Annotated in this window: 13 protein-coding genes; 7 read left to right on the top strand and 6 right to left on the bottom strand. The window is 68.8% G+C overall.

Going from position 1 to position 14,788, the window contains the following annotated elements; translation table 11 throughout:
• The first annotated feature begins 1 nt into the window (after position 1).
• From LOKHON_RS13630 to pdeM, 7 genes are all read left to right on the top strand, one after another.
• On the top strand, positions 2 to 994 hold the full coding sequence (locus tag LOKHON_RS13630; protein ID WP_017927232.1) for a type II secretion system F family protein: 993 nt from the start codon (positions 2 to 4) through the stop codon (positions 992 to 994).
• A 10-nt stretch (positions 995 to 1,004) separates the two neighbouring features.
• A complete protein-coding gene (locus LOKHON_RS13625; RefSeq protein ID WP_017927231.1) occupies positions 1,005 to 1,562 on the top strand; it encodes a tetratricopeptide repeat protein in 558 nt (185 codons plus the stop codon).
• 26 nt (positions 1,563 to 1,588) lie between these two features.
• Positions 1,589 to 2,428 carry a tetratricopeptide repeat protein gene (locus tag LOKHON_RS13620; protein WP_017927230.1) on the top strand — a complete coding sequence of 280 codons (840 nt, stop codon included), beginning with the start codon at positions 1,589 to 1,591 and terminating at the stop codon, positions 2,426 to 2,428.
• A gap of 115 nt (positions 2,429 to 2,543) precedes the next feature.
• Positions 2,544 to 3,857 (top strand): P-loop NTPase family protein, encoded by a 1,314-nt coding sequence (locus LOKHON_RS13615; protein ID WP_017927229.1) that lies wholly within the window; start codon positions 2,544 to 2,546, stop codon positions 3,855 to 3,857.
• Positions 3,858 to 3,994: 137 nt separating this feature from the next.
• On the top strand, positions 3,995 to 4,600 hold the full coding sequence (locus LOKHON_RS13610; RefSeq protein ID WP_017927228.1) for a MarR family winged helix-turn-helix transcriptional regulator: 606 nt from the start codon (positions 3,995 to 3,997) through the stop codon (positions 4,598 to 4,600).
• Positions 4,601 to 4,631: 31 nt separating this feature from the next.
• Complete coding sequence (locus tag LOKHON_RS13605) at positions 4,632 to 7,064, top strand: ligase-associated DNA damage response DEXH box helicase (protein WP_017927227.1); 2,433 nt, start codon at positions 4,632 to 4,634, stop codon at positions 7,062 to 7,064.
• 49 nt (positions 7,065 to 7,113) lie between these two features.
• Complete coding sequence (pdeM, locus tag LOKHON_RS13600; RefSeq protein WP_017927226.1) at positions 7,114 to 7,800, top strand: ligase-associated DNA damage response endonuclease PdeM; 687 nt, start codon at positions 7,114 to 7,116, stop codon at positions 7,798 to 7,800.
• Here the strand turns inward: pdeM and folD are convergent.
• The 6 genes from folD to tilS all read right to left on the bottom strand — a co-directional run bounded on the left by folD (position 7,797) and on the right by tilS (position 14,782).
• Positions 7,797 to 8,690 carry a bifunctional methylenetetrahydrofolate dehydrogenase/methenyltetrahydrofolate cyclohydrolase FolD gene (folD, locus tag LOKHON_RS13595; RefSeq protein WP_017927225.1) on the bottom strand — a complete coding sequence of 298 codons (894 nt, stop codon included), beginning with the start codon at positions 8,688 to 8,690 and terminating at the stop codon, positions 7,797 to 7,799. The two genes, pdeM and folD, sit on opposite strands and share 4 nt — an antisense overlap.
• The gene (locus LOKHON_RS13590; RefSeq protein WP_017927224.1) at positions 8,687 to 8,992 is read right to left on the bottom strand and encodes a chorismate mutase; all 306 of its coding nucleotides are present in this window, start codon (positions 8,990 to 8,992) and stop codon (positions 8,687 to 8,689) included. The genes folD and LOKHON_RS13590 overlap by 4 nt, the downstream gene beginning before the upstream one ends.
• 50 nt (positions 8,993 to 9,042) lie before the next feature.
• Complete coding sequence (locus LOKHON_RS13585) at positions 9,043 to 10,719, bottom strand: formate--tetrahydrofolate ligase (RefSeq protein ID WP_017927223.1); 1,677 nt, start codon at positions 10,717 to 10,719, stop codon at positions 9,043 to 9,045.
• Between the two features lie 78 nt (positions 10,720 to 10,797).
• Positions 10,798 to 11,397 (bottom strand): MOSC domain-containing protein, encoded by a 600-nt coding sequence (locus LOKHON_RS13580; protein WP_017927222.1) that lies wholly within the window; start codon positions 11,395 to 11,397, stop codon positions 10,798 to 10,800.
• A 147-nt stretch (positions 11,398 to 11,544) separates the two neighbouring features.
• Entirely contained in the window at positions 11,545 to 13,464 is a 1,920-nt protein-coding gene (gene ftsH / locus LOKHON_RS13575) for an ATP-dependent zinc metalloprotease FtsH (RefSeq protein ID WP_017927221.1), read from the bottom strand.
• Between the two features lie 82 nt (positions 13,465 to 13,546).
• A complete protein-coding gene (gene tilS / locus LOKHON_RS13570; protein WP_017927220.1) occupies positions 13,547 to 14,782 on the bottom strand; it encodes a tRNA lysidine(34) synthetase TilS in 1,236 nt (411 codons plus the stop codon).
• Between the last annotated feature and the right edge of the window lie 6 nt (positions 14,783 to 14,788).

The raw sequence follows: 14,788 nt of genomic DNA, 5'->3' as shown, positions 1-14,788 counted from the left end.
GATGTCCCTCATCCAGCAGATCCAAACCTTCCTCGTCGCGCAGCTCGGCCCGATGGGCCCGCTTCTCGTGATCGGCGGTCTCGGGCTGGCGATGATCCTCGTCACGCTGCCGGCGCTGCTGCGCCAGCGTGACGACCCGCTCGACCGGCTCAAGGCGCAGAACGCCCGCGAGACCCGCGGCGAAACCCCCGACGCCACGACCGACCGGCTGCGCGCCGCGCCCTCCGGCGCCGACAAGCTGCAACGCTACGCCACCTTCCTCGAGCCGCAGAATGCCGAGGAATACTCCGCCGTGCGGCTGCGGCTGATGCAGGCGGGCTACCGTTCGCGCAACGCGGTGCGGATCTATCACTTCACGCAGTTCGCGCTCGGCATCGCGGCGCTGCTCGGCGGCCTCGTCTGGGCGCTGAGCCGGGGCGAGGCCAGCACGCAGGACATGATCACCGCGACGCTGATCCCCGCGGCGATCGGTTACATGGGGCCGAAATACTGGGTGACGCGGCGCCGCGAGGCGCGCCGCCAGCAGATCACCGACGGCTTTCCCGACAGCCTCGACATGATGCTGGTCTGCGTCGAGGCGGGCCAGTCGCTCGACCAGTCGATCATCCGCGTCAGCCACGAGCTGCGCGCGGGTTATCCCGATCTCGCCTTCGAATACAGCCAGGTGGCGCACGAGATGAAGGCGGGCAAGGACAAGACGCTGGTGCTGCGCGACCTGGCGGAGCGCTGCGACGTGGTCGACATCTCCAGCTTCGTCACCGTGCTGGTGCAAAGCCAGCAATTCGGCACCTCGATCGCCGACGCGCTGCGGGTGTTCTCGGCCGAGATGCGCGACAAGCGGGTGATGCGGGCCGAGGAAAAGGCCAACACCCTGCCCACCAAGATGACGCTGGCGACGATGATGTTGACGGTTCCGCCGCTGCTCATCATCCTGATCGGGCCGTCGCTCTACGACATCTACGTGACCCTTGGCGGCGGGGCATCGGGGAACTGATCCTGCACGCATGAGACCGACGGCCTGCCTTGCCCTGATCGCCCTTCTGGCCGCCTGCTCGGATGCGGGCGGGCTGTCCGCGCCCGCGGGCGGGGTCTATGCGCCCGGCCCGTCCGGTGCGCCGGATGTCGACGGGCTGATCGTCGGTCACCGGTTGATGGCCGCGAACCAGCCCGAGCTGGCGCTGGCCGCCTATGGCCGTGCGGCGGGCCTCAGGGGGCCCGATATCGACACGCTGTCGGCCATGGGATCGGCCAATCTGCGGCTGGGCCGTCTGGGTCAGGCGGAACGGCTTTTGCGCCGCGCCATCGAGGCGGACGAAAGCTTTGCCCCGGCGTGGAACAATCTCGGCGTGGTGCTGATGGAAACCGGCCGCACCGCCGAGGCGGCCGAAAGCTTTCGCCGCGCCTTTGCGCTGGTGAATGGCAGCGATGCCATGGTGCGCGACAACCTGCGCCGTGCCCTCGCCAAGCGCGACGGCGCGCTTTATGGTCCCGATCAGGAAACCCAAGAGTTCCAGCTGGTGCGGCGCGGATCGGGCCAATACGCGATCCTGTCCGCGCTGTGAGGATATCGAGCAGAAAGGACGCGCTTATGCGCCTTCCCCTCCGCTGTTGCGCGCTGCTCGCGGCGCTGGCCCTCGCGGGCTGCGGCGCGTCCGACGGGCAGGTGTCGCGCGCGGTCGAGGATCTGCGCGAGGCGCGCGATGCCGATCTCAACCAGATCATGCTCACCGTGGCCGAGCCCGGCGAGAGCATCGCCTATTTCCAGCGCCTCGCCACCGCCGAGCCGGGCGCCATCGCGCCCAAGCGCGGGCTTGCCACATCGCTGGTGCGCGCCAAGCGCGGCGCGGAAGGCGTCGCGGCCTGGCGCGAGGTGACGGCGCATCCCGAGGCGGGCCCCGCCGACCGGGTGGAGCTGGCCGATGCGCTGATCCGCACCAATGACTGGGACGAGGCCGAGCGCGTACTCGATGCCATCCCGCCGACCTTCGAGACGTTCCAGCGCTACCGTCTCGAGGCGATGGTCGCCGACAGCAACGAGGAATGGACCCGCGCCGACAGTTTTTACGAAACCGCCGCGGGGCTGACCACGACGCCTGCGGGCGTGCTCAACAACTGGGGCTATTCCAAGCTGACCCGCGGCGATTACCGCGCCGCCGAGCGGCTGTTCACCGATGCGCTTCGGCAGGAGCCGGGGCTGTTCACCGCCAAGAACAACCTCGTTCTGGCGCGCGGGGCGCAGCGCAATTACGACCTGCCGGTCCTGCCATTGACCCAGACAGAGCGGGCGAAACTGCTCTACACGCTGGCGCTCACCGCGATCAAGCAAAGCGACGTGAAGATCGGCGAAGGGCTTTTGCGCGACGCGGTCGACACCCATCCGCAGCATTTCGAGGAAGCCGCCCGCGCGCTGCGCGCGCTTTCGGCCTGAACCGGCCGACAGAGGGCCAACTCGCGCCGGAGAGCTTCCCCGCTGCTGCCACAATCGCGCGCCACCCTGGCCCGACGGGGCCGGGCGACCGGCGGCAATGGCGGGGGCGTTATCCATGAACATGCAGATCGGCGCGGCGGCGCCGCAGGTGCCGCGCGGCCTCGATGCGACGGGTCTGCCCCCGGTGATGATGCGCGACATCGCGCTCAAGACGATCTTTCGCATGAACGCCCGCTTCGTGAGCGAAATCGCGCAGGCGGTCTGCCTGCCGATCAACGTCACGCAGGAGCTGGTCGACCTCTTGCGCGGCCAGAAGCTGATCGAGGCGATGGGCACGCTGAATTCGGCGGGCGGCGGCGCGGCGGAGATGCCCTACCAGCTGACCGATGCGGGCCGGGCGCGGGCGCTCGACGCGCTGGCGCAGTCGGAATATTTCGGCGCCATGCCGGTGCCGCTCGCGGCCTACCGCGAACAGGTGGCACGGCAATCGGTGCGCAACCTGACCCTGACGCGCGACCGGCTGCAGGCGGCGATGGGGCATCTGGTGCTGCCGCCGCGGCTTCTGGGTCAGCTCGGCCCCGCCATCGGCGCGGGCCGCTCGATCCTGATGTACGGCCCGCCCGGCAACGGCAAATCCTCGATCTCCAACGGCATCCGCGACGCGCTGGGCGACCTGGTCTACGTGCCGCGCGCGCTCGAATATGGCGGTCAGGTCATCACCGTCTACGACCCGGTCATCCATGCCAGCATCGAGGACGCGCCCGAGGACCCCGGCGCGCTGCGCCGCTCGGCCACGCGCTTCGACGCCCGCTACGTGCGCTGCGAACGCCCCACCGTCGTCACCGGCGGCGAGCTGTCGCTCGACATGCTCGATCTCGTCTACAACCCCGTCGCGCGCACCTATCAGGCGCCGCTGCAGCTCAAGGCGACGGGCGGCATCTTCATCGTCGACGATCTCGGGCGGCAGGCCGAGCCGCCGCAAAAGCTCGTGAACCGCTGGATCGTGCCGCTGGAGGAGGACCGCGACATCCTCGCGCTGCAATCGGGCGAGAAGTTCGAGGTGCCCTTCGACACGCTGGTGATCTTCTCCACCAACTTCCACCCCAACGAGATCTTCGACCAGGCGGCGCTGAGGCGGATCTTCTACAAGATCCGCATCGATGGCCCGAACCAGGACGATTTCCTCAAGATCTTCGCGCTGGTGGCGCGCAAGAGGAAGATGCCGCTCGATCAGGCGGCGCTGCTTCACCTGCTCAGGGTCAAGTATCCGACCATCGGCAACGTCTATGCCAACTACCAGCCGGTGTTCCTGATCGACCAGGTCATCTCGATCTGCGAATTCGAGGGCATTCCCTACCAGATGACGCCTGAGCTGATCGACCGGGCATGGGACAACATGTTCGTGCGCGACGGCGTGGTCGCGCACTGATTCCCAGCCATCCGCCCATCGGTGGTGGCGGTTTGACGCGGCTCCGGGTTATCAGGTCATGACGGGCGCAAAAGGCACCCGGATGGATTGATGACGACGGATGCCCGCGGACGGCACCCGGATCGGAAGGGCAGGGAATGGCCGAACGCGACGAGAAACTGATCGGGGACATGGCGCGGGCGGGGATCGACCCGGAGGTCACGCGCGCGGCGCTGGCCTTCGACGCGGTGCTGCAGCGCTGGCGCAGGCGGGTGCGCACCCGCGAGCTGGGGCACCGGGCGCTGGCCGAGCTGGGCCTGCCGCTCGATCTTGCACAGCTCGACGTGATGATCGCGATCCGTGCGCCGGCCAACGAATTCGGCGACGACCCCGAGGACGAGACCATGGTTTCGACCGTGGCGCAGCGGCTCAACATCGATCCGTCGCGCGCCAGCCGCATCGTGTCGGACCTGATCGCGCGCGGCTTTGCCGAACGCGCGGCGAGCCAGTCGGATGCCCGGCGCACCATCGTCGCGCTGACCGCCAGCGGTCGCGCCATCGTCGAAGCGGTGCGGCGCTACAAGTTCCTGCTTCTGGGCGGTTTCCTGTCGGACTGGACCTCCGAGGAGCGTGAAACGCTGCTGCCGCTTCTGGAGCGGTTCTCGCATTGGTCGGAAAGCGGCGCCACGCGCGACGAGGAGGATCTCGGCGATCGCATCGCCGATCTGCGCGACGATCTGGCGCAGACGCTCGCCGCGCTTTGAAAGCGGGGCGCGCCCGCCCTAGATGGAACGGATGACCGCCCTGCCCCCCGCCTTCGAAGACTGGTTCGCCACGCGCGGCTGGCGCATCCACCCGCATCAGCGCGAGATGCTGACCCGCTCGGGCGCGCCCGCGCTCATGCTCATCGCGCCCACCGGCGGCGGCAAGACGCTGGCCGGGTTCCTGCCCAGCCTCGCGGAGCTGGCCGACGGGGCGCATGAGGGGCTGCACACGCTCTATGTTTCACCGCTCAAGGCGCTGGCCACCGACATCCGGCGCAACCTCACCATCCCGGTCGAGGAGATGGGCCTGCCGATCCGCATCGAGGACCGCACCGGCGACACCAGGCAGACCGCCAAGAAGCGCCAGCGCGCCGACCCGCCGCATATCCTGCTGACCACGCCCGAAAGCCTCGCCTTGATGATCTCCTACGAAGACGCGCCGCGCATCTTCGCGGGGCTGAAGCGCATCGTGGTCGACGAGATCCACGCGCTGGCCGAAGGCAAGCGCGGCGACCAGCTGATGCTGACGCTCGGGCGGCTGGAGCGGCTCGCGCCCGGTCTGCGCCGGGTCGGGCTTTCGGCCACGGTGGATGACCCCGCGGCGCTCGCCGCGCAGCTCGCGAAACACCCCGAGCCCTGCGAGATCATCGAGGCCGATCCCGGCCCCGATCCCGACATCTCGATGCTGCACACCCAAGCCCCGCCACCATGGGCGGGCGCGGGTGGTGGCTATGCCGTGCGCGAGGTGCTCGATCAGGTGAAGCGGCACAAGACCACGCTGATCTTTCACAACACCCGCGCGCAGGCCGAGATCTTCTTTCACAAGCTGTGGCTCGCAAACGACGACGACCTGCCGATCGGCATCCATCACGGCAGCCTGTCGCGCGAGGTGCGCGCCAATGTCGAGGCGGCGATGGTCGCGGGCGATCTGCGCGCCATCGTCTGCACCGGCAGCCTCGATCTCGGCATAGACTGGGGCGACGTCGACCTCGTGATCCAGATCGGCGCACCCAAGAACGTCAAACGCCTCGTGCAGCGCATCGGCCGGGCCAATCACCGCTACAACGCGCCCTCCAAGGCGCTGCTGGTCCCCGCCAACCGCTTCGAGGTGGTCGAATGCATGGCCGCTCTGGAGGCCGCGCGCGCGCATGAGCTGGACGGCACCCCCAAGGGCCCCGGCCCGCTCGACGTGCTGTGCCAGCACATCATGATCACCGCCTGCGCCGGGCCCTTCGACGAGGACGCGCTGTTTTCGGAGGTTCGAGGCGTCGGCGCCTATGCCGGGATCAGCCGGGCGCAGTTCGACGATTGCCTCGATTTCGTGGCGACGGGCGGCTACGCGCTCAGGGCCTATGACAAGTGGAAACGCCTGCTGAAACGCCCCGACGGGCTGTGGCAGCTGCGCGATCCGCGCTCCAGCTTACGCATCCGCATGAATATCGGCACGATCCAGGACGCCGACATGCTCAAGGTGCGGATGCGCGGACGCGGCGGGCGGTCTTTGGGCGAGGTCGAGGAGGGCTTTGCCGCATCGCTGACGCCGGGCGACACGTTCCTGATCGGCGGACAGGTGGTGCGCTACGAATCTTTGCGCGAAATGACGGTGGAGGTCAGCCCCCGCCCCGACCGGGTGCCGCGCATCGCCACCTATGCCGGGGCGAAGATGCCGACCTCGGCCCGGCTCGCCGAACGCATTCTCGACGATCTGCAACGCCCGGATTGGCCCGAGCTGCCGCGCCACACGCGCGATTGGCTGCATCTTCAGCGCGAGGTGTCGAAAATGCCCGAACGCGGCCGCATCCTCGTCGAGACCTTTGCGCATGACGACCGGCACCACGCCTGCTTTCACACCTTCGCGGGCCGCAACGCGCAGCAGACGCTGGGCCTGTTGCTGACCCGGCGGATGGAGGTGCTGGGCCTGCACCCGCTGGGCTTCGTCGCCACCGATTACGCGACGCTGATCTGGGGGCTCGACGAGCTGAGCGATCCTGCGCCGCTGTTCGAGGCGGACGAGCTGCGCGACGGGCTGGAGGGCTGGCTCACCTCCAACGCGGTGATGAAGCGGAGCTTTCGGGGTGTGGCGAGCATCGCCGGGCTGATCGAAAAGAACCTGCCGCAGATGCGCAAGACCGGCCGGCAGGCGACCTTTTCGTCGGACATCCTCTACGACACGCTGGCGAAATACGACCCCGATCACCTGATCCTGCGGGTGACGCGCGAACAGGCGATGCGTGGGCTGGTGGATTTCGCTCGTGTCGAGGAGATGCTGGAGCGCACCAAGGGCCGGGTCGATCTGGTGCGCGCCACGCGTCCCACCCCGCTCGCCGCCGCGATGCTGCTGGAGCGCGACCGGGTGCCGGTGGCGGGTGCCGGGCGCGAAAGGCTGGCCGAGCAGGAAGCGGCGCGGCTGCTGACGGAATCGGGCCTCGCGGCCTTTGGCGCGCCGACCGTCGCAGGGGTGTGAGCGCCGGGACGCTTGCGCGTGCCGTGTCGCGCGGGCATGGGACCGTTCCATGAACGGACTCGACATCCCCTTCCGAGGCGAAACGCTCTGCGCGCTGGGCTCCGGCGCGTTGCACTGGCCTGCGCGCGACCTGTTGATCGTGTCGGACCTGCATTTGGGCAAATCCGAGCGCATCGCGCGCAGGCAGGGCGCCATGCTGCCGCCCTATGAAACCCGCGCGACGCTGGAGCGGCTGGCCGCGGATCTCGACGCGACCGGCGCGGGCTCCGTGCTGTGCTTGGGCGACAGCTTCGACGATCTGGATGCGGCGGCGGGGCTCTGCGCGCAGGATCGCGCGCGGCTCGTATCGTTGATCGAAGCGCGCGGCTGGCACTGGGTCGAAGGCAACCACGATCCCGGCCCTGCGGGGCTGCCCGGCGAGCATCACGCCGAGCTGAAAATCGGCCCCCTGACCTTTCGCCACATCGCGGCTCCGGGCGCGCGCGGCGAGCTGTCGGGTCATTATCACCCCAAGCTCGGCCTGCAAGGCCGCGGCACCACACCCTGCCTTCTGTTCGACACCGACCGGATGATCCTGCCCGCCTATGGCGCCTATACCGGCGGCATGCCTGCCACCGCGCCGGAACTGCGCGCGCTGATCGGCAGCCCGGCCTTCGCGGTACTGACGGGGACGAAGCCGCTGCTCGTCCCCTACCCCGCGCGCGGCGGCGCGGGGCGGGGCCGCAAGCGGTTCTAGACCGTGAGCCCCTCGGGCTCGGGCAGCCCGTTGGCCCGGCAGGCAGCGGTCACCGTGTTGGCCAGAAGGCAGGCGATGGTCATCGGCCCGACGCCGCCCGGCACCGGCGTGATCGCGCCCGCGACCTCGCGCGCCTCGTCGAAATCGACGTCGCCGACCAGCCGCGTCTTGCCGTCGCCCGCATCGATCCGGTTGATGCCCACGTCGATCACCGTGGCGCCGGGCTTGATCCACGCCCCCTTGACCATGCCGGGCCGCCCCACCGCCGCGATCACGATGTCGGCGCGGCGCACCACCTCTTCGATGTCCTTGGTGCGGCTATGCGCGATGCTCACCGTGCAGCTTTCGCCCAGGAGCAGGTGCGCCATTGGCTTGCCCACGATGTTGGAGCGGCCGATCACCACCGCCTCCTTGCCGGACATGTCGCCCAGATGGTCGCGCAGCATCATCAGGCAGCCCAGCGGCGTGCAGGGCACCATCGCCTTCTGCCCGGTGCCCAGCAGGCCGACATTCGAGATGTGAAACCCGTCCACGTCCTTGGCCGGGTCGATGGCGTTGATGACCGCGTCGGCATTCATGTGTTTCGGCAGCGGCAGCTGCACGAGGATGCCGTGCACCGCAGGATCGGTGTTGAGCTTTTCGACCAGCGCCAGCAGATCGGCCTCTGTCGTCTCGGCGGGCAGGCGATGCTCGAAACTCTCCATTCCCGCCTCGACCGTCTTGCGGCCCTTGGAGCGCACATAGACCTCGGAGGCCGGATCGGCCCCGACCAGCACCACGGCAAGACCGGGGACGAGGCCGTGGTCGCGCTTCAGCGCCGCGACCTCTTCGGCCACGCGGCCCCGGATCTTGGCGGAAAACGCCTTGCCGTCGATGATCGTCGCGCTCATGCCACGTCTCCCTTGCCCAGAACCTCTTCTTCGCGCGCGATGAAATGCTCCATCATCTCACGCCACAGCCGCTCGGCGAGACCGGGGTCGAGCCCCTCGGCATGGGCGCGGGCGATCACCTTGTCGAGCACGTCCCGCACCCGAGTCTCGATCCGCGCGGGCATCCCCTCGCCCGGCTTCAGCTCGATCGCGCGTTCGATCATCGAGGCGCGCCGGGCCAGGAGCCGCACCAGGTCCGCGTCGATCGCGTCGATCTCGCGCCTGAGCGCCGTCATGTCACCGATTTCGGCCGCTGCCGTCATCCGAAGTCCTCCGAAAGCTTTTCGAAAGCCTTTTCCCACAGGATGGCGGGCTAGAACAGGCCCTCCACATGGCCGGTCTCGCTCAGGCGGATCTTCTCGGCGGCGGGGCGGCTCGGCAGGCCGGGCATGGTCATGATCTCGCCGCAGACCGCGACGACGAAGCCCGCCCCCGCCGACAGCCGCACCTCGCGCACCGGCACGTCATGCCCTGTCGGCGCGCCGCGCCGGGTCGGGTCGGTGGTGAAGGAATACTGCGTCTTGGCCATGCAGACCGGCAGGTGGCCATAGCCCTGCGCCTCCCAGGCGTGGAGCTGGTCGCGGATCTTCGCATCGGCGATGGCCTGATCGGCATGGTAGATGCGCCGCGCGATGGTGTCGATCTTGTCGAACAGCCCCATCTGCTCCTCGTAAAGCGGCGCGAAAGACGACGCGCCGCTTTCGGCGAGCGCCACGACCCGCTCGGCCAGCGCCTCGGCCCCCTTGCCGCCCTCGGCCCAGTGACGGCACAGCACCGCCTCGGCGCCGTGTTGCCGGACGTAATCCGTGACAACCGCGGTCTCGGCATCGCCATCGCCCTCGAAATGGTTGATGGCAACGACCACCGGCACGCCGAACCCCTTGAGATTGGAAAGATGCCGCCCGAGATTGGCGCAGCCGCGCGCCACGGCCTCGGGATCGGCGCGGGCCAGATCCTCCTTGGCCACGCCGCCATTCATCTTGAGCGCCCGGATCGTCGCCACCAACACCACCGCGTCGGGATGCAGCCCGGCCTTGCGGCACTTGATGTCGAAGAACTTCTCGGCCCCGAGATCGGCGCCGAATCCGGCCTCCGTCACCACGAAATCGGCCAGCTTGAGCGCCGTCCGCGTCGCGATCACCGAATTGCAGCCATGCGCGATGTTGGCAAACGGTCCGCCATGCACGAAGGCGGGATTGTTCTCCAGCGTCTGCACGAGATTGGGCTGCATCGCGTCGCGCAACAGCACCGTCATCGCCCCATCGGCGTCGAGATCACGCGCGAAGACCGGCGTCTTGTCGCGCCTGTAGGCCACGATCATGTCGCCGAGCCGGTTTTGCAGATCGGTCAGGTCGGTGGCGAGGCACAGGATCGCCATGACCTCGGACGCCACGGTGATGTCGAAGCCCGCCTCGCGCGGAAAGCCGTTCATGACGCCGCCAAGGCTTGCCGTGATCTGCCGCAGCGCCCGGTCGTTCATGTCCATCACCCGGCGCCAGACGATGCGGCGCGTGTCGATCTCCAGCGCGTTGCCCCAGTAGATGTGGTTGTCGATCATCGCCGCGAGCAGGTTGTGCGCCGCCGTGATCGCGTGGAAATCGCCGGTGAAATGAAGGTTCATGTCCTCCATCGGCACGATCTGCGCATAGCCGCCGCCCGCCGCCCCGCCCTTCATGCCGAAATTCGGCCCGAGCGAAGCTTCGCGGATGCAGATCGCGGCGCGGCGGCCGATCCGGTTGATCGCGTCGCCAAGCCCGACGGTGGTGGTGGTCTTGCCCTCGCCCGCGGGCGTCGGGTTGATCGCGGTGACGAGGATCAGCTTGCCATCGGGGCGGCCCTTGAGGCTGTCGATGAAGCGCTGCGAAATCTTGGCCTTGTCATGGCCATAGGGCAGCAGGTCGGCCTCGTCGATGCCGAGCCTCGCGCCGATTTCGCGGATCGGCAGCTTGTCCGCCGCGCGGGCGATCTCGATGTCGGTCTTTTGCGCCATGTCCCGGCCTCCCCTGTGCCGTTCCAGCGTTGCGACCCGGCCCGGATTGTCCCGCGCGCGCGCGACCTTTCGATGCGCTTATGCGTCCTGCGGCGTGTCGGGACGCCACGCTCTCTGATCCGGCAGGTGCAGCCGCAGCGCGTCCCCCGGCCGCAGCGTGCCGGGGCGCTCGACCCATGCGGTGAGGCCGCGCAGACCCTTTGACGCCGACTTGAAGGCGCGGCCATGGCCCGGATGCGCCGCCTCGATGGTCATCGCCGGGAACTGGCAGGGCCGGTTCTGCATGTCGACCACCAGCGTGCAGCCATCCGGCCCCTGCAGCCGCGCCGAAGGCGGCAAATGGCTGAAATCGGGCAGCCCCGCGACGACCACCGACGCCCCGAGCCAGACCGGGTCGATCGCGTCGAGCCCGAGGGTTTCGGCAATACGCGCCAGCTCCTCGGCCCCGACGAGGCTGAGCTGCCGGGTGTTGGCGATCTCGGTCCCCTTGGGGTGCTGCGCCGTCACCCGCGAACATGAAGGCCGGGTCGTTCCGGCATGGATCTCACCCGAAAGCCCGCCGAAACCGAGCGTCATCTCGTCGAGCGGCTCGCCCGCGATGGGGGCCGCATCGCGATGCGGCACGCGGCCAAGCCAGGTGACGCGGCCATGAAAATCGGTGGGGGCAAGTGCGGGCATGGGCTGTCCTCGATAACTCCGCCCCTTCAATGCCAGCGCCCATGCCGCGTCACAAGCGCGGCCAGCCATGGCCATGGCAAGGTGCGCGCATGAAAAAGCCCCGGCACCTTGCGGGGCCGGGGCTTCGATCGGTCGGGGGCCGGGGCGTCAGGCGCTCGGCTCGGGCTCCATGCCGCCCTCGGTCGATTTGGGCTTGCGGGTCTTGGGGATCGCCGTGACCGACGCGCCGCCGCCCTGCTCGGGCTTCTGGCTGTCGTCGTCATCGCCACGGTTCAACGGCTCGCCGGCGATCACGCGGGTGATCTCGCTGCCGGTCAGGGTCTCGTATTCGAGCAGGCCCTGCGCCAGCCGCTCCAGATCCTCGTGGCGCTCGGTCAGGATGCGCTTGGCGGTGTCGTAGCCCTCGTCGATGATCCGGCGGACCTCTTCGTCGATGGTCTTCTGGGTCTCGGCGGAATGACCGGTGCCGCCCGAGTAAGAGCCGAGATAGCTCTGCTGCTCGTTGGCATAGTCGATATGGCCGATCTTGTCGGAAAAGCCGAACTGCGTGACCATCGCGCGGGCGATCTTGCTGACCTGCTGGATGTCCGAGGTGGCGCCGGAGGTGACGTTCTCCTTGCCGAAGATCAGCTCCTCGGCCACCTTGCCGCCCATCGCCATGGCGATTTTGGAGGTATACTTGGTGTAGGTCACCGACAGCTGGTCCCGCTCGGGCAGCGAGAGGACGAGGCCGAGCGCCCGGCCACGCGGGATGATCGTCGCCTTGTGGATCGGGTCGTGCTGCGGGACGTTGAGGCCGACGATGGCATGACCGGCCTCGTGATAGGCGGTCAGCTTCTTCTCGTCTTCGGTCATGACCATGGAGCGGCGCTCCGAGCCCATCATGACCTTGTCCTTGGCGTTCTCGAAATCGATCATCGTGACAAAGCGCCGACCGACGCGCGCGGCCATCAGCGCCGCCTCGTTGACGAGGTTGGCGAGGTCCGCGCCCGAGAAGCCGGGCGTGCCGCGGGCGATGATGCGCAGGTCGACATCCGGTCCCAGAGGCACCTTGCGGGCATGCACGCCGAGGATTTTCTCGCGGCCCTTGATGTCGGGGTTCGGCACCTGCACTTGGCGGTCGAAGCGGCCCGGGCGCAGCAGCGCCGGGTCGAGTACGTCGGGGCGGTTGGTGGCCGCGACGATGATGATGCCTTCATTGGCCTCGAAGCCGTCCATCTCGACCAGAAGCTGGTTCAGCGTCTGCTCGCGCTCGTCGTTGCCGCCGCCATAGCCGACGCCACGCGACCGGCCCACGGCGTCGATCTCGTCGATGAAGACGATGCAGGGCGCGTTCTTCTTGGCCTGCTCGAACATGTCGCGCACGCGGCTGGCGCCGACGCCCACGAACATCTCGACGAAGTCGGAGCCGGAGATGGTGAAGAACGGCACGCCCGCCTCGCCCGCGATGGCGCGCGCCAGAAGCGTCTTACCGGTGCCCGGAGGGCCCACCAGCAGCGCGCCTTTCGGGATCTTGCCGCCAAGGCGCGAGAACTTCTGCGGGTTGCGCAGGAATTCGACGATCTCCTCGAGCTCGTCCTTGGCCTCGTCGATGCCCGCGACGTCGTCGAAGGTGACGCGGCCATGCTTTTCGGTGAGCAGCTTGGCGCGGCTCTTGCCAAAGCCCATGGCCCCGCCTTTGCCGCCGCCCTGCATCCGGTTCATGAAGTAGATCCAGACGCCGATCAGCAGCAGGAAGGGCAGAAGCGACAGCAGGAAGGTGGTGAAACCGGACTGTTCCTGGCTGCGCGCGTTCACCGGGATGTCCTGATCGATCAGCAGCTGCGTAACTTCGGCATCCTCGGGCTTGATGGTGACATAGTCACGCCCGTCGGTGCCGCGATAGCGCACCTCTTCGCCGTCCAGCGTGACCTGCGATACGTTGCCGGTCTCCACCGCTTCGACGAAGTCGGAATAGTTGCGGGAATTCGACTGGAGCGTGGACTGCCCACCGCTGAACAGGTTGAACAGCGCCAGGATCAGCAAGAAAAGCACGACCCAGAAGGCGATGTTGCGCGCGTTGCCCAAGGGATTTCCTCCGAAAAATAGGTTTGGCCGCGCTTATCGGCGCGCGGGCCACGAAATCAAGATAGAGATTGCAGCGTCATCTTCAATGCGGAAGCACCCGATAAGGGAAACCCGCGACAATCCGCGCCGACCACGCGCCGCCCCGCCCCGCGCAAGGCGCGGCGATGAGCGTTTCGCCCTGCCAGACCGCCGGGCTGGCGAGCAGCGCCGCGCGCGCAACGCCAAGCTCGCGCCAGCCCGGGCATTGCGGCAATCCCGCCGGCCCCAGCGCCGCGATGCGCGCCCCCGGAAGCACCGGTCCGGTCACGATCCAGCGTCCGTCCCACGGCGCGCCGATCTCGGCGGCGGGCCCGGTGGCGGCGATCTCGCGGCTCAACCACAGTGCGCCGCGCCACGGCTCAAGCACCACGCCGCCCAAGGTCCGCCGCGCGGTGGCCGCGCCATCGAGCGCCGCGCGCAACGCCCCGAGCCGGGGCCGGTAGACCGACCCGCCGATCCAGCGCAGCGCCGCAGAGACGAGCCGCAGCCGCGTCTCCGCGGGCGCGCGGGCGAGCGCCTCCGCCTTGATCGCCACCGCGCCGCAGGCCAGCCGCGTTGCCCGGGATGAAAGATCGTCGGCAAGATGTTCGAGCGCCTCGCGCGCGAGTGCCATCCGCTCGGCGGTCGCGACGAGCCCGTCCGGCGTCACCCCCACCGGTTCAATGGCCTTGAGCGCGGCGCGCGCCCGCACCCTGAGAAACCGCGGATCGGTGTTGGAGGGGTCGTCATCCCAGCCGAGACCCCGCTCCTCGAGCCAGCGCCGCAGATCGTCGCGGCGCAGCTCCAAAAGCGGCCTGAGCCAGGTCAGCCCCCCCGCCCCGCGTGCCTTCGCCATTCCCGAAAGCCCGTCGACGCCGGACCCCCGCCCAAGACGCATCAGCACCGTTTCGGCCTGATCGTCGCGCGTATGGCCCAGCGCCACGGCGTCGAGGTCGTGGCGTTCGGCCCACCCTGCCAGAAGCGTCATGCGGGCGCGGCGTGCGGCATCCTGCAGGTTGCCCTGCCCGTCCCAGCCGCGCCAGTCGAGGATCTCGTGCGAAAGCCCGAGCCGGGCGCAGGCCGCGGCCACGCGCGCGGCCTCGGCGCGTGCCTCGGGGCGCAGCCCGTGATCCACGGTCGCCACGCGGCAGCGCAGCCCGCGCGCCCGCGCCTCGGGCCCGAGCATGTGCAACAGCGCCATCGAATCCCCGCCCCCCGACACGGCGAGACCGAGCCCCTTTCGGGGCCCGGTCTCGAAGCACCGGGTCGCGACCCAGAGGAGCGCGTCCGGCGGCGTCACGGGGCC

Source organism: Limimaricola hongkongensis DSM 17492 (assembly GCF_000600975.2).
GTDB classification, from domain to species: domain Bacteria; phylum Pseudomonadota; class Alphaproteobacteria; order Rhodobacterales; family Rhodobacteraceae; genus Limimaricola; species Limimaricola hongkongensis.
Note: the sequence above shows the minus strand (reverse complement) of the source record. Positions and strands in the feature narration are given on the sequence as shown.

Bases quoted from the DNA above. Each gene is read 5' to 3' on its own strand.
- LOKHON_RS13630 (WP_017927232.1), top strand. From the start codon at position 2: ATGTCCCTCATCCAGCAGATCCAAACCTTCCTCGTCGCGCAGCTCGGC.
- LOKHON_RS13625 (WP_017927231.1), top strand. From the start codon at position 1,005: ATGAGACCGACGGCCTGCCTTGCCCTGATCGCCCTTCTGGCCGCCTGC.
- LOKHON_RS13620 (WP_017927230.1), top strand. From the start codon at position 1,589: ATGCGCCTTCCCCTCCGCTGTTGCGCGCTGCTCGCGGCGCTGGCCCTC.
- LOKHON_RS13615 (WP_017927229.1), top strand. From the start codon at position 2,544: ATGAACATGCAGATCGGCGCGGCGGCGCCGCAGGTGCCGCGCGGCCTC.
- LOKHON_RS13610 (WP_017927228.1), top strand. From the start codon at position 3,995: ATGGCCGAACGCGACGAGAAACTGATCGGGGACATGGCGCGGGCGGGG.
- LOKHON_RS13605 (WP_017927227.1), top strand. From the start codon at position 4,632: ATGACCGCCCTGCCCCCCGCCTTCGAAGACTGGTTCGCCACGCGCGGC.
- pdeM (WP_017927226.1), top strand. From the start codon at position 7,114: ATGAACGGACTCGACATCCCCTTCCGAGGCGAAACGCTCTGCGCGCTG.
- folD (WP_017927225.1), bottom strand. From the start codon at position 8,690: ATGAGCGCGACGATCATCGACGGCAAGGCGTTTTCCGCCAAGATCCGG.
- LOKHON_RS13590 (WP_017927224.1), bottom strand. From the start codon at position 8,992: ATGACGGCAGCGGCCGAAATCGGTGACATGACGGCGCTCAGGCGCGAG.
- LOKHON_RS13585 (WP_017927223.1), bottom strand. From the start codon at position 10,719: ATGGCGCAAAAGACCGACATCGAGATCGCCCGCGCGGCGGACAAGCTG.
- LOKHON_RS13580 (WP_017927222.1), bottom strand. From the start codon at position 11,397: ATGCCCGCACTTGCCCCCACCGATTTTCATGGCCGCGTCACCTGGCTT.